Below are 13892 nucleotides of genomic sequence, written 5' to 3'. Positions count from 1 at the left end.
TTGTATGTGCTGCTCAAGGCTGCCCGCATCAAGCTTTCTTTTGACGGGCGGCTGGTCCCGGTGCTGCTGCTGGGTGTCATAGGCTCAGGCATTCCCTTCCTGTGCTACACCATTGCATCGCTGTATATCCCGGCAGGCTATAGCGCCATTCTGAATGCCAATACGCCCTTGATGAGCGTGCTGGTCGGCGGGCTATTCTTCGGCGAACAAGTCAGCGTGAGCAAGGTTCTGGGCATTTTCGCAGGCCTGGCGGGCGTCTGGGTGCTGATGCAGAGCGGGCCGGTGGCGCTGGACTGGCAGGTCATGATAGGCATGCTGTCCTGTTTGATCTCTACTGTCTGCTACGGGACGGTGGGCTACCTGACGCGTTTGTGGATTACTCGCCGGGGCAGCATGGATAACCGCCTGCTGGCCTTTGGCAGCCAGGTGGGGGCGACCCTGTTTTTGCTGCCCATGCTGTTGGTATCGCTCTGGCTGCATCCGGAGCAGGGCAGCGCTGTGCTGGGCGCAGGCGCCAAGCCCTGGCTGGCGCTGATTGCGCTTGGCTTTGTCTGTACCTCTCTGGCTTATATTCTGTTCTTCCGTTTGCTGGCCGAGGTCGGGCCGGTGCGCACCACGACGGTCACTTTCCTGATTCCGCTGTTCGGTGTGCTGTGGGGCTATCTGTTCCTGGATGAGCAGCTGTCCATGGCGCATTTGAGCGGCGGCGGTTTGATCGCGCTGGCGCTGCTGCTGGTGACCACGCAATTCCGCCGTCGGGCGGGCTAAGGCAGGACGCTGGCGGCGTGGCGGGACGGACTGCAGCAGGCAAAATGAAATTCTGCTAGAATTCGACTTGGCGGGCCCCTCCGCATGGTTCGGCGGCGAACCTGGTCAGGTCGGGAACGAAGCAGCCATAGTCGTGCAGAATCAGTGCCGGAGTCAGGCTCGCCTTTTGAATTTCACAAGCCCGGTGGCGTTTTTACGCCACCGGGCTTGTTTTTTGCGCTTTGCCAGCGTTTCGTTCCGCCCGCAGGAGAATCTGGCAATGTGATCTTGCGCCCGCGCCAACAGGCTCTACAATCGCGCAATGAGTTACCTGGTCCTTGCCCGCAAGTGGCGCCCGAAATCCTTTGACACTCTGGTCGGCCAAGACCACGTTGTGCGCGCGCTGACGCACGCGCTGACGACGCAACGCCTGCACCATGCCTGGCTGTTTACCGGCACGCGCGGGGTGGGCAAGACGACACTGTCGCGCATTCTGGCCAAGTCGCTGAACTGCGAAACCGGCATCACGGCGCGGCCCTGCGGCCAGTGCCGGGCTTGCACGGAAATTGATGCCGGGCGTTTTGTCGATTATGTCGAGCTGGACGCGGCATCCAATCGCGGTGTCGATGAAATGACGCAGCTGCTGGAGCAGGCGGCCTATGCGCCCAGCGCAGCGCGCTTCAAGGTCTATATGATCGACGAAGTGCATATGCTTTCGGGGCATGCTTTCAATGCCATGCTCAAAACGCTGGAAGAGCCGCCGCCATACGTCAAGTTCATTCTGGCGACGACCGATCCGCAGAAAATTCCGCCTACGGTGCTATCCCGCTGCCTGCAATTCAATTTGAAGCAGATGTCGGCGGATGCCATTGTGGGCCACCTCAGCCATGTGCTGGGCGAGGAAGCCATCCCCTTTGAAACGCAGGCGCTCTGGCTGATTGCGCAGGCGGCCTCGGGGTCGATGCGTGATGCGCTGTCGCTGACCGATCAAGCCATTGCCTATAGCGCGGGCAGCATGACTGACGAGGCCGTGCGCGGCATGCTGGGCACCATAGACCAGCGTCATCTGATCCGTCTGCTGGACGCGCTGGTGGCGCAGGATGGCTCGGCCATTCTGGCCATCGCGGATGAGCTGTCCGTGCGCGGCCTGTCTTATTCCGGCGCGCTGGGCGATCTGGCTGTCTTGTTGTCGCGTATTGCCGTGGCGCAACGCGTGCCTGCGGCCATCGCGCCGGAAGACCCGCTGGGCGCGGATATCGTGCGCCTGGCGCAAGGCCTGGATGCCGATGCGATCCAGCTGTTTTATACCGTTGCCGTCCATGGCCGCAGCGAACTGGCCTTGGCGCCGGATGAGTACGCCGGTTTTGTCATGACGGTGCTGCGCATGCTGTCTTTGTCGGCATCGGCTGGCGGCGCGGCAGGCGTGCCGCCAGCGCCAGGTAGCGCGTCAATAGCGGCTGGCGCGGTTTCGGCGCCAGCGGCAACGCTGCCGGAACCGTCTGCCGGCGCGCCGTTATCAGCGGCGGCTGTTGCCAGGGAGACATCGGCGGGCGCGGCGCAGGCTGAGCCTGAGGCCGCATCCGGGCAGGCGCCTGCTGCCGGGCCTGTGCCTAATGAGGCTGCGCCGGTACCGGCTGCGCCCGTGCCGCCTGCGGCAGCAGCGCCGCAGGAAGTGCCAGTGAAGGTGCCGGAAGAAGTGTCCGTGGGGGTGCCCATGGAAGTGCCGGTAGCGGTGTCGGCAGAGGTGCCTGCGCCCGTGGTGCAAGAAGTGCCAGCGCCGTCCGGCCCCGGTGAGACGGCCGCAGGCGGGATGCCTGCGGCAGGCAGCGCGGTCGAGGGTGAGTTTGATGGTGCACTTAGTGGTGCACTTGACGGTGCGCCGCAGGACACGGACGCCGCTGCCAGCCGTATCCAGGCCGGGGTAGTTGCCGCTGCACAACCTGCCGCCGGGAGACAGGCGTCGCCCGCTGCAGCGGATGGGCATCAGGATGAATGGCAGGCGACTGCCGCGCAGGGTGAGGACGTTCCGCCTTGGGATATGGATATTCCGGCGTTCCCGCCATCCGGCGACGATCTGCCTGGCGAAGAAGAACGGGAGGTCCGGGGGGGGCGGGAAGGGAAACCGCGCTCGGCGCGGCCTGCGCGCCAGACGCCCGTGCCGTCCCCGCGTGCGGCAGGCGGCCGGGCTGCCAAGTCCGGCGTGATTGCGCTGCATCAGCCCTGGTATGAATTGGCGGCTTCGCTGCCGGTCACCGGGCTGGCGTCGGAGCTGGCGCGCCATAGCGAATGGCTGGGCGTGCAGGGCAATACCATCCGGCTGAAAGTGGCGGCCCGCACCCTGACGGAAGTCAATGGCCGGGACCGTCTGCGTCAATGCCTGGAAGAATACTTCGGCTGCCGCGTCAATCTCGATATCGAAGTCGCGGAAACGGGCGAAGGCACGGCTTATGCGGTGGACGAGGCTGTACGGGCCGAGCGTCAGCGCGTAGCGGAAGACACGGTGCAGGCGGATCCGTTTGTCCAGGAACTTGAACAGGATTTCGAAGCCCGGGTCTATCCGGGTTCGGTCAGGGCAGTCATGCCCGAGGCGGACGGCAAGGCATAAGCCTGCCGGGCGCCCCTATTTTCACCAAGCAAGCAAGGAATGACAGCACCATGATGAAAGGTCAAATTGCCGGCCTGATGCGCCAGGCGCAGCAGGTTCAGGAAAACATGAAGAAGGCGCAGGAAGCGCTGGCCGAATTGATTGTGGACGGCGCTTCGGGCGGCGGCCTGGTTAAGGTTTCCATGACCTGCCGCCATGATGTGCGCCGGGTGACCATAGACCCCAGCCTGCTGGGCGAAGACAAAGACATGCTGGAAGACCTGGTAGCTGCCGCTTTCAATGACGCGCTGCGCAAGGCCGAAGCGGCCAGCCAGGAAAAAATGTCGGCGGCGACGGCAGGCATGCCGCTGCCTCCGGGCATGAAGCTGCCTTTCTAAGGGCGCAGGAGCATGGATACGCCAGCCAGTGAACCCGCGCCGCTGCGGGAGCTGATTGACGCCCTGCGGCGTTTGCCCGGGGTCGGGGTGCGTTCGGCGCGCCGTATGGCGTATCACCTCATGCAGAATGACCAGGACGGGGCACGCCAACTGGCTGACAGCATAGGCGGTGCCTTGTCCCGTTTGCGGCGCTGTTCGCGCTGCAATAATTTCACCGATATGGACCCCTGTGCCATTTGCAGCCATCCCCGGCGTGATCCGGGGTTGTTGTGCATCGTGGAAACGCCGGCAGACCAGAACACCATAGAGGCCAGCCAGGGATATCGCGGCCTGTATTACGTGCTGATGGGGCGGCTAGCGCCGCTGGAAGGCGTCGGCCCGCATGAGCTGGATTTCGACCGCTTGTTGCGCCGGGCCAGTGATGGCCTGGTGCGGGAAGTCATCCTAGCGACCAATTTCACGGCGGAAGGGGAAACCACGGCGCATTTCCTGTCCGAGGCGCTGACGGCGCGCGGCCTGAAGGTGAGCCGTCTGGCGCGTGGCGTGCCGGCCGGCAGCGAACTGGAATATGTCGATGCCGGAACGATTGCCTGGGCCCTGATGGAGCGCCGCAGCGCGGAGTGAGCGTCATGCCGCTGCGCAGGGCGGAAACAAATAAGGCCATCATCACATGATGGCCTTATTTTCTGGGGCGGCAGCTGCCCCCGGCGCCTGGCGTGGCGCTTAAGCGCTGGCTTGCTGGCGCGCGGCGTCTATCATGGCGTCCAGCTTGACCGCATCCGCCGAGAACGCGCGGATGCCTTCGGCCAGTTTCTCCGTGGCCATCGCGTCTTCATTAAGTAGCGTGCGGAAGGCGATTTCATTGCAGGGCAGCGCCGCCGGCGCCTGTGCGCGGGCGTGCTCGGCATTCAGCTGGGCTTCGACGGCGCCGTCCTTGGCGCCCAGTTCGGTCAGCAATTCGGGGCTGATCGTCAGTAGATCGCAGCCGGCCAGCGCCAGGATCTGTCCGGCGTTGCGGAAGCTGGCGCCCATGATTTCAGTCTCGATGCCGTGGGTCTTGTAGTAGGCGTAGATATTGCTGACCGACTTGACCCCGGGGTCGTTGGCGCCCGCGTTGGCGGTCTCGTCCCAGTTGGCGCCTGCCTGTTTTTTGTACCAGTCGTAGATGCGGCCGACGAAGGGCGAGATCAGCTGGGCGCCCGCGTCGGCGCAGGCCACGGCCTGGGGCAGCGCGAACAGCAGGGTCATATTGCAGCGAATGCCTTCGGCTTGCAGGATGCGCGCTGCCTGAATGCCTTCCCAGGTCGAAGCGATCTTGATCAGCACGCGCGAGCGCGGAATCCCGGCTTCTTCGTAGCGGGCGATGATGCGCCGGCCGCGTTCTGCCGTGGCCTGGGTGTCGAAGGACAGGCGGGCATCGACTTCGGTCGAAACCCGGCCAGGAATCAGCGCGAGGATTTCGCGGCCGAAGGCAACCAGCAGATCGTCGAGCAGCTCGGGCGTGGAAGCGTCGGGGCGTTGGGCGACGACGCGTTCCAGCAGCGGGCGGTACTCATCCTTTTGCGCCGCCTTGAGGATCAGAGACGGGTTGGTGGTGGCGTCAGTGGGCTGCAGGGTCCTCAGCGCGGCGAAATCGCCAGTATCGGCGACGACAGTGGTGTGGCGGCGCAGGGATTCGAGCAACGAAGGCATGGTGGGGGAACTCCGGTGAAAATGTTCTGGGGCGCTGCGCCCAGGCCTGAAACCTGCGGTGCCGCGCTACCGGAAGCGTAGCATTTTTGCGGTGCGGGGATGGTGATGGCCGCCGGGTTTGGCTGGGTTTGATTCGGGTGAATAGGGGGCCGGCCAGCGCGCCGCCAGCGAGGGAAGAACAGGCCGCGCAGGAAGGCCAGGGCGTTTCGGCGCATTTTGAAGTGCCCGGGACTGTAAAACTCTGCGAACTGAGGCCGGACGCGAGGTATAATCCAAAGGTTTACTTACCGTTTTTGAACTGGGGCTTATCTTGACCTTGTTGCCGTCCATTTTTCCCGAGGGCGTAGACCAGCTTGCGCCTGCAATTCTCGCATTGGCAGACGGCACGGTTTTCCGGGGTGTTTCCATCGGCGCGCCGGGCCATGCTGTTGGCGAGGCAGTTTTCAATACCGCCATGAGCGGTTACCAGGAAGTGCTGACTGACCCGTCCTATACCGGGCAGCTCGTGACCCTGACTTACCCGCACATCGGCAATACCGGCGTCAATGCCGAAGATTGCGAGTCGCCCTCGGTATGCGCCGGCGGGCTGATCGTGCGCGACTGTTCGCTGCGCGTTTCCAACTTCCGTTCGGAAAAATCGCTGCCTGCCTATCTGCGCGAGCAGAATGTCGTCGCCATCTCCGGCATTGATACCCGCAAACTGACACGCATCCTGCGTGAAGGCGGCGCTCAGGGCGCTTGCATCCTGGTCGGCGATGACGCCGAGCAGGCCGTGGCGCTGGCGCGCGCTTTCCCCGGCATGGATGGGCAGAACCTGGGCGAGCAGGTCTCGACCAAGGAAGTGCAGAGCTGGAACGAAGGCACCTGGCGCCTGGGCGAAGGCTTCCCCGTCCTGGATAATCAGCGCCCGCACGTCGTGGCGTACGATTACGGCGTCAAGCGCAACATCCTGCGCCTGCTGGTCGATGCCGGCTGCCGCGTTACCCTGGTGCCGGCGACCACGCCCGCCAGTGAAGTACTGGCCATGTCGCCCGATGGCGTGTTCCTGTCCAACGGGCCGGGGGATCCCGCCGCCTGCACGCAATCCATTGCCGCCGTGCGCGAACTGCTAGACGCCCGCGTGCCGCTGTTCGGCATTTGCCTGGGCATGCAGTTGCTGGGCCTGGCGCTGGGTGCCCGCACGCTCAAACTGAGCCACGGCCATCACGGCAACAACCATCCGGTCAAGGAACTGGATACCGGCAACGTCTATATCACCAGCCAGAATCATGGCTATGCGGTGGATGCCGACTCCCTGCCGGCCAATGCCCGCGTCACGCACATCTCGCTGTTCGACGGCACGCTGCAGGGGCTGGAACTGACCGACAGGCCCGCATTCGGCTTCCAGGGTCACCCTGAAGCCAGCCCCGGGCCGCGCGACATTGTCGTGCTGTTCAATAAATTCGTCAGCCTGATGACCGCCAAATCCTGAAGACAGCGTTACCATGCCCAAGCGTACAGACATTAAAAGCATCCTTATCATCGGCGCGGGTCCGATCATCATCGGCCAGGCTTGCGAATTCGACTATTCCGGCGCCCAGGCCTGCAAGGCCCTGAAGGCCGATGGTTACCGCACCATTCTGGTGAACAGCAACCCGGCCACCATCATGACGGACCCGGAAACGGCTGACGTCACCTACATCGAACCCATTACCTGGCAGGCGCTGGAAAAGATCATCGAGCGCGAAAAGCCCGATGCCCTGTTGCCGACCATGGGCGGCCAGACTGCGCTGAACTGCGCGCTGGACCTGGCGCGTGAAGGCGTGCTGGACCGCCATGGCGTCGAACTGATCGGCGCCAATGCCAAGGCCATCGAAAAGGCCGAAGACCGCCAGCTGTTCAAACAGGCTATGACCGACATCGGTCTGGAGTCCGCCAAGTCCGGCGTAGCCCACTCGATGGACGAAGCCTGGGATGTGCAGCGCCGCATCGCGGTCGATATCGGCACTTCCGGTTTCCCCGTCGTGATCCGCCCCAGCTTCACGCTGGGCGGCACCGGCGGCGGTATTGCCTACAACGCCGAAGAGTTCGAAACCATTTGCCGCCGCGGTCTGGAAGCCTCTCCCACCAAAGAGCTGCTGATTGAAGAATCGCTGCTGGGCTGGAAAGAATTCGAGATGGAAGTCGTCCGCGACAGGACAGACAACTGCATCATCGTCTGCTCCATCGAAAACCTGGACCCCATGGGGGTGCATACGGGTGATTCCATCACGGTGGCGCCGGCGCAGACGCTGACGGACAAGGAATACCAAATCATGCGCAACGCGTCCATCGCGGTGCTGCGTGAAATCGGGGTGGATACTGGCGGCTCCAACGTGCAGTTCGCGGTCAATCCCGAAAATGGCCGCATGATCGTTATCGAGATGAATCCGCGCGTGTCGCGTTCTTCGGCGCTGGCCTCCAAGGCGACGGGCTTCCCGATCGCCAAGGTTGCCGCCCGCCTGGCCGTGGGTTACACGCTGGACGAACTGCGCAACGAAATTACCGGCGGCGCCACGCCTGCCTCCTTCGAGCCGACCATCGACTACGTGGTCACCAAGGTGCCGCGCTTCGCTTTCGAGAAATTCCCCTCGGCAGATTCGCGCCTGACCACGCAGATGAAGTCTGTTGGCGAAGTCATGGCCATCGGCCGCACCTTCCAGGAGTCCTTCCAGAAAGCCCTGCGCGGCCTGGAAGTCGGTGTTGACGGCCTGAACCAGAAGACCACGGACCGCGAAAAGCTGCAGGTCGAGCTGGGTGAGCCCGGCCCGGAACGCATCTGGTATGTGGGTGATGCCTTTGCCCAGGGTTTCAGCCTGGAAGAAGTGCACCAGCTGACCAGCATCGACCCGTGGTTCCTGGCGCAGATCAAGGAAATCGTTGATATCGAACTGGCGCTGGAACAACGCACGCTGGCCGACCTGGATGCCGTCAGCCTGCGCGAATTGAAGCGCCGCGGGTTCTCGGACCGCCGCCTGGCGTTCCTGCTGGACACCTCGGAAGGCGAAGTGCGCAAGCTGCGTCACCAGCTCGATATCCGTCCGGTGTACAAGCGTGTCGATACCTGCGCGGGCGAATTCGCCACGCGCACCGCCTACATGTACTCCACCTACGAGGAAGAGTGCGAATCGGCGCCGTCGGACCGCAAGAAAATCATCGTGCTGGGTGGCGGCCCGAACCGTATCGGCCAGGGCATCGAGTTCGACTATTGCTGCGTGCATGCGGCGCTCGCGCTGCGCGAGGATGGTTATGAAACCATCATGGTCAACTGCAACCCGGAAACCGTATCTACCGACTACGACACCTCCGACCGTCTGTATTTCGAGCCGCTGACGCTCGAAGACGTGCTGGAAATCGTCAACAAGGAACAGCCGGTCGGCATGATCGTCCAGTATGGCGGCCAAACCCCGCTGAAGCTGGCGCGTGCCCTGGAAGCCAATGGCGTGCCCATCATCGGCACCAGCCCCGAATCCATCGACGTGGCCGAAGACCGCGAGCGCTTCCAGAAGCTGCTCAACAAGCTCGGCCTGCGCCAGCCCTCCAACCGCACGGCGCGTACCGAAGCGGAAGCCCTGGCCCATGCGGGCGAGATCGGCTACCCGCTGGTGGTGCGCCCCAGCTATGTGCTGGGCGGCCGCGCCATGGAAATCGTGCATGAGCAGCAGGATCTGGAGCGCTATATGCGCGAAGCCGTCAAGGTCAGCAATGACTCGCCGGTGCTGCTGGATCACTTCCTGAACAACGCGACCGAAGTGGATGTGGATTGCATCTCCGACGGTGAAACCGTGTTTGTCGGCGGCGTGATGGAACACATCGAGCAGGCCGGCGTGCACTCGGGCGACTCGGCTTGCAGCCTGCCGCCGTATTCCCTGTCTGCCGAAGCCGTGGCCGAAATCAAGCGCCAGACCGCGCTGATGGCGCGCGCCTTGAACGTCAAGGGCTTGATGAACGTGCAGTTCGCCATCCAGGACGGCGACGTGTATGTGCTGGAAGTGAACCCGCGCGCATCGCGCACCGTGCCTTATGTGTCCAAAGTCACTGGCCTGCAGCTGGCGAAGATCGCCGCGCGTGTCATGGCTGGCAAGACGCTGGCGGCGCAAGGTGTCGAGCGCGAAGTCGTGCCGTCTTACTTCTCGGTGAAGGAAGCCGTCTTCCCCTTCGTGAAGTTCCCTGGTGTCGATACGCTGTTGGGCCCGGAAATGAAATCGACCGGCGAAGTCATGGGCGTTGGCGCCTCCTTCGGCGAAGCTTTCGTCAAGGCTCAACTGGGCGCGGGCGAACGTCTGCCTGCGTCGGGCACGGCATTCATCAGTGTGCGCAACCGCGATAAGGCGCGTGCCGTGGAAGTGGCTCGCGGCTTGCACGCCCTGGGCTTCAAACTGCTGGCTACACGCGGCACCGCAGCCGAGCTGGAAGCGGCCGGCATTCCCGTGCAAGTGGTCAACAAGGTCACGGAAGGCCGCCCGCATGTGGTGGATATGCTGAAGAACGGTGAAATCAACCTCGTGATCAACACGGTGGAAGAACGCCGCAATGCGATCGCGGATTCGCGTGCCATCCGTACCCACGCGCTGGCCGCGCGGGTGATGCAGTTCACGACCATTGCTGGCGCTCGCGCTGCCGTGGAAGGGCTGCAGTATCTGCATCAGGGCGGCGGCTTGCAGGTGTATTCCCTGCAAGGTTTGCACGAGGAACTGCGCAAGCAGCAAGCCTGATAGCTCAGGGTGCGGGTCTCAGGCCCGCACCATGGCAACCCGGCGCTTGGCTCGGGTGTGCGGTGAAGGCGGCGATGAGGATTTTCTTCTCGCCGCTTTTTTGCGGCCTGAATGCTGGCTCTGTTGTGGGTTTGCTGCTGGCGGAGCGGCGGCGTGTTGGGGGCTTGGATTCAGGAGTTTGGGTTCGGGCGCTTGAGTTCGGATGCTTGAGTTCGGATGCTTGAGTTCGTGGGCTTGGATTCAGGTGTTGGGACAGGTGTTGGAATTCGGGCGCTTCAGGCGCCGGTTCTGAGCGCCGGGCCGGGCAGGGCCGGGAACGGCGGCCTTGTGCAAGGCTGTTTAGTTGGGTGTGAGCCTGTGGTGCAAGCGAGGGGGAAGCATGCGTGGCGCCCCGCGGCAGCCAAGGTTTTTTAAAAAATATCTGGAGTTTTCCGCATGTCTGATCGTTATTTCCCGCGCTGGCGCCTGGCCGACCGCTCGCAGTCGGTTATCGGCCCGGAAGACCGCATGCCCTGGCCGCAGACGGCTGCCATGGGGGTGCAGCACGTGGTGGCCATGTTCGGTTCAACGGTGCTGGCGCCGTTGCTGATGGGGTTTGATACCAACGTTGCCATCCTGATGTCGGGGATTGGCACCTTGCTGTTTTTCCTGTTTGTGGGCGGCCGGGTGCCCAGCTATCTGGGTTCCAGTTTTGCCTTTATTGGCGGCGTGATCGCTGTGACGGGTTATGCCGGCGGCGGCGGCCCCAATCCCAATATTGCGGTCGCCCTGGGGGCGATTATCGCGTGCGGCCTGGTGTACACCCTGATCGGTTTGCTGGTCTGGTGGTACAACAGCAAGACGCATGGCGGCGCCAGCGTTGTGATTGAAAAACTGATGCCGCCCGTCGTGACTGGCGCGGTAGTGGCTGTGATTGGCCTGAATCTTGCCCCGATTGCCGCCAAAAGCGCCATGGGAGGCTCAACGTTTGATGCCCTGATGGCGCTGGCCACCATGCTTTGCGTGGGAGGCGTGGCAGTCTGGACCAATGGCATGGTGCAGCGCCTGCTGATTCTGGTCGGCCTGTTTCTGGCGTGCGTGCTGTATTTTCTTTTGACCAATGTGGCAGCGCTGGGAACACCCATAGATTTCACGCTGGTGTCGCAAGCCGCCTGGATCGGCCTGCCGACTTTCCATGCGCCTGAATTCCAATGGACGGCCATGGGCCTGATCGCTCCTGTCGCGGTCATCCTGGTGGCGGAAAACCTGGGGCACATCAAGGCTGTCAGCGCCATGACCGGCAAGGACCTGGATAGCTACATGGGCCGCGCCTTTGTGGGCGACGGCGTTGCGACCATGCTGTCAGGCAGCGTGGGCGGCACTGGCGTTACCACTTATGCGGAAAACATCGGCGTCATGGCGGTCACGCGGATTTATTCCACGCTGGTCTTTGTCGTGGCGGCGTTGTTTGCCTGCGTGCTGGGTTTTTCTCCCAAATTCGGCGCCTTGATCCAGACCATTCCCGGGCCGGTGCTGGGGGGTGTGTCAGTCGTTGTGTTCGGGCTGATCGCGGTGGCGGGCGCCCGGATCTGGGTGGTCAACAAAGTGGATTTCAGCGAAAACCGCAACCTGATCGTGGCGGCGGTGACGCTGGTCATGGGCGCTGGGGATTTTTCTTTGTCCATCGGCAACTTCACGCTCAATGGTATCGGTACCGCGACCTTCGGCGCCATCATTCTTTATGCGCTGTTGCGCCGCCGCCAGGGGGCTGCCGCCGCTTGATGCCTGCGCCCGCCATGCTGCCCGGCGGCTAGTGCTGGCCGGGCGGCGAAAGGCGCCAAAACGATGGGCGGTACTTGCTTTTCCCTGCAAGTTTGCCGACAATGTCACTAACGCACACCCCGGTTCAGTACGTTCCGGGGTTTTGTTTTGCGGCGTTCAGGGTTCTCCTGAATGCCTGGGGCCTGCTGCTGGCCTGTGGCCAGCGCATAGGCGCGCCATGAAGGTTGCGCAGAGAATGCCCCGGCTTCCACCCGTCAGGTGGAACGCGACTTTCTCCGATTTTTTTCGCGGCTGGCGGTCACGCCGACCCGCGATTTTGCTGGCCCGATCTGCTTAGTAGATCGGGTTTTTTCCAGGTGGCGAGGGGTTTCGCTGCCTGGTGATGAACGCCCGTACAGGCTTAGACCGGTACGGTTCTAGTCTAGGCGCCTTACCTCAAGGGCAAGGCGCTGTTTGTTGTGTAGGAAGAGACATGCCTGCTATTCCGTTGACTGCGAGTGGCGTAGAACGTCTGCAAGCCGAATTGCATCAGTTGAAAACCGTTGAACGTCCCACCGTGATCTCCGCCATTGCCGATGCGCGGGCCCAGGGCGATCTGTCGGAAAATGCCGAATACGACGCGGCACGCGAACGCCAAGGATTCATTGAAGGCCGCATTGCCGAGCTGGAAGGGACCTTGTCAAACGCCCAAGTCATCAATCCTTCCGAGCTGGATGGCGAGGGGCGGGTGGTGTTTGGCGCGACCGTTGAAATCGAGGACCTGGCAAGTGAAGTCCGCGTGGTGTATCAGATCGTGGGCGATGTGGAAGCTGACATCCGCGCCAACCGCATTTCCGTTTCCAGCCCGGTGGCGCGAGCCTTGATTGGCAAGAGCGCGGGCGATGTGGTGGAAGTCAATGCGCCGTCCGGCCTGAAAGAGTACGAAATCATCAGCGTGCGCTACGCCTGAGGATGGAGCGTCTGATGAAACAGCGTGACCTGGCGGCATAATTGCTCGCCGCCAGTACAAGCATGACGGGCCGCAAGGCCCGTTTTCATTGGTGCAGCAGTCTGGCGTCAGCGTCCGCGGCGGGCGCCGGCGCGCAGGGTCATGGAGCTGCCGCGCCGGACGCTGCCGCCCAGGCTGGCGCCCGGCTTGCCGCGGCCTGCGGTCTTGCCCTTGTGCAAACTGGGGCGCGCGGGGCGTTCATTGTCATAGGGATCCCGGCGCGCAGGTTTTGCCGGCGCGGCGTCCGTCGTGCGGCGCGGCGCGGCTTTGGACGCGGTGCGGCCGGCGGCAGCCTGCTTTTTCGGGATGTAAACATCGGCGTCACGGCGGCGGCCGCGGGCTTCTTCCGCTTTTTCGGCGGTAGGCCGGTACAGGATCAGCATTTTGCCCAGGTGGTGAACCAGGGCGCAGGAGAGCTGATCGCAAATGCTGGCGATGATTTCTTCGCGGCTTTCGCGATCTTCTCCGCCTGCGCGCACTTTGATCAGCCCATGGGCGTTAAGATTGCGGTCAATTTCCTGAATAACGGCGTCAGTCAGCCCGCGGTCGCCAATCAGGACGACCGGGTGCAGGGAGTGGGCGGCGGCGCGTAGAGTGCTGCGCTCGCGTGGTGTGATTTCTAGATTCGGCATGTACCGGATTGTACGAGAATGGCTAAGAATAAATTTTCGAAAAGCTGGTTACAGCAGCATATTAATGACCCTTATGTGAAAATGGCGCAACAGAAGGGCTATCGCGCGCGCGCCGCGTTCAAACTTATCGAGATTCTTGAGACCGAAAAGTTGATGCGGCGGGGCGATGTGGTGGTGGATCTGGGCGCGGCGCCGGGGAGCTGGTCGCAAGTCGCGCGCGAACGGCTGGTCGGGGCGGGCGGCGTTGTGGACGGCCGCATTGTGGCGCTGGATCTGCTGCCCATGGAGCCGATTGCCGGGGTGACATTCATTCAGGGCGATTTCCGCGAAGATTCGGTATTGCACCAATTGGAAGCG

Annotated in this window: 11 protein-coding genes and 1 other RNA gene; 10 read left to right on the top strand and 2 right to left on the bottom strand. The window is 62.9% G+C overall.

The window, feature by feature from the left end; all coding sequences use genetic code 11:
* From ACTJGZ_RS08935 to recR, 5 genes are all read left to right on the top strand, one after another.
* The coding region (locus ACTJGZ_RS08935) for a DMT family transporter (RefSeq protein ID WP_441662583.1) at positions 1-768 on the top strand (768 nt) is incomplete at its 5' end.
* A gap of 69 nt (positions 769-837) precedes the next feature.
* An RNA gene (gene ffs, locus ACTJGZ_RS08930) (signal recognition particle sRNA small type) lies at positions 838-935 on the top strand.
* Positions 936-1069: 134 nt separating this feature from the next.
* The gene (locus tag ACTJGZ_RS08925; protein WP_441662582.1) at positions 1070-3352 is read left to right on the top strand and encodes a DNA polymerase III subunit gamma/tau; all 2283 of its coding nucleotides are present in this window, start codon (positions 1070-1072) and stop codon (positions 3350-3352) included.
* A gap of 50 nt (positions 3353-3402) precedes the next feature.
* Positions 3403-3729, top strand: coding sequence for a YbaB/EbfC family nucleoid-associated protein (locus ACTJGZ_RS08920; RefSeq protein WP_441662581.1), 327 nt, complete (start codon positions 3403-3405; stop codon positions 3727-3729).
* Positions 3730-3741: 12 nt separating this feature from the next.
* Positions 3742-4353: a recombination mediator RecR gene (gene recR, locus ACTJGZ_RS08915; protein ID WP_441662580.1), complete on the top strand. Its 612-nt coding sequence runs from the start codon at positions 3742-3744 to the stop codon at positions 4351-4353.
* A 99-nt stretch (positions 4354-4452) separates the two neighbouring features.
* Here the strand turns inward: recR and tal are convergent, their stop codons facing one another.
* On the bottom strand, positions 4453-5421 hold the full coding sequence (gene tal / locus ACTJGZ_RS08910) for a transaldolase (protein WP_441662579.1): 969 nt from the start codon (positions 5419-5421) through the stop codon (positions 4453-4455).
* Between the two features lie 316 nt (positions 5422-5737).
* Between tal and carA the strand changes: the two genes are divergently transcribed.
* The 4 genes from carA to greA all read left to right on the top strand — a co-directional run bounded on the left by carA (position 5738) and on the right by greA (position 12864).
* Positions 5738-6892, top strand: coding sequence for a glutamine-hydrolyzing carbamoyl-phosphate synthase small subunit (carA, locus tag ACTJGZ_RS08905; RefSeq protein ID WP_441662584.1), 1155 nt, complete (start codon positions 5738-5740; stop codon positions 6890-6892).
* A gap of 13 nt (positions 6893-6905) precedes the next feature.
* Positions 6906-10154 carry a carbamoyl-phosphate synthase large subunit gene (gene carB, locus ACTJGZ_RS08900; RefSeq protein WP_441662578.1) on the top strand — a complete coding sequence of 1083 codons (3249 nt, stop codon included), beginning with the start codon at positions 6906-6908 and terminating at the stop codon, positions 10152-10154.
* 435 nt (positions 10155-10589) lie between these two features.
* Entirely contained in the window at positions 10590-11915 is a 1326-nt protein-coding gene (locus ACTJGZ_RS08895) for a solute carrier family 23 protein (protein WP_441662577.1), read from the top strand.
* 472 nt (positions 11916-12387) lie between these two features.
* Entirely contained in the window at positions 12388-12864 is a 477-nt protein-coding gene (gene greA / locus ACTJGZ_RS08890) for a transcription elongation factor GreA (RefSeq protein WP_441662576.1), read from the top strand.
* Positions 12865-12971: 107 nt separating this feature from the next.
* Here the strand turns inward: greA and ACTJGZ_RS08885 are convergent, their stop codons facing one another.
* Positions 12972-13535, bottom strand: a complete 564-nt coding sequence (locus tag ACTJGZ_RS08885) for a YhbY family RNA-binding protein (protein ID WP_441662575.1) — start codon at positions 13533-13535, stop codon at positions 12972-12974.
* 18 nt (positions 13536-13553) lie between these two features.
* Here ACTJGZ_RS08885 and ACTJGZ_RS08880 point away from each other — a divergent pair.
* Positions 13554-13892 (top strand): SAM-dependent methyltransferase (locus tag ACTJGZ_RS08880; protein WP_441662574.1); only part of this gene is annotated, 339 nt, incomplete at its 3' end.

Source organism: Kerstersia sp. (assembly GCF_052103615.1).
In the GTDB taxonomy this organism is placed as follows: Bacteria; Pseudomonadota; Gammaproteobacteria; order Burkholderiales; family Burkholderiaceae_B; genus Kerstersia.
Note: the sequence above shows the minus strand (reverse complement) of the source record. Positions and strands in the feature narration are given on the sequence as shown.

Bases quoted from the DNA above. Each gene is read 5' to 3' on its own strand.
- ACTJGZ_RS08925 (WP_441662582.1), top strand. From the start codon at position 1,070: ATGAGTTACCTGGTCCTTGCCCGCAAGTGGCGCCCGAAATCCTTTGAC.
- ACTJGZ_RS08920 (WP_441662581.1), top strand. From the start codon at position 3,403: ATGATGAAAGGTCAAATTGCCGGCCTGATGCGCCAGGCGCAGCAGGTT.
- recR (WP_441662580.1), top strand. From the start codon at position 3,742: ATGGATACGCCAGCCAGTGAACCCGCGCCGCTGCGGGAGCTGATTGAC.
- tal (WP_441662579.1), bottom strand. From the start codon at position 5,421: ATGCCTTCGTTGCTCGAATCCCTGCGCCGCCACACCACTGTCGTCGCC.
- carB (WP_441662578.1), top strand. From the start codon at position 6,906: ATGCCCAAGCGTACAGACATTAAAAGCATCCTTATCATCGGCGCGGGT.
- ACTJGZ_RS08895 (WP_441662577.1), top strand. From the start codon at position 10,590: ATGTCTGATCGTTATTTCCCGCGCTGGCGCCTGGCCGACCGCTCGCAG.
- greA (WP_441662576.1), top strand. From the start codon at position 12,388: ATGCCTGCTATTCCGTTGACTGCGAGTGGCGTAGAACGTCTGCAAGCC.
- ACTJGZ_RS08885 (WP_441662575.1), bottom strand. From the start codon at position 13,535: ATGCCGAATCTAGAAATCACACCACGCGAGCGCAGCACTCTACGCGCC.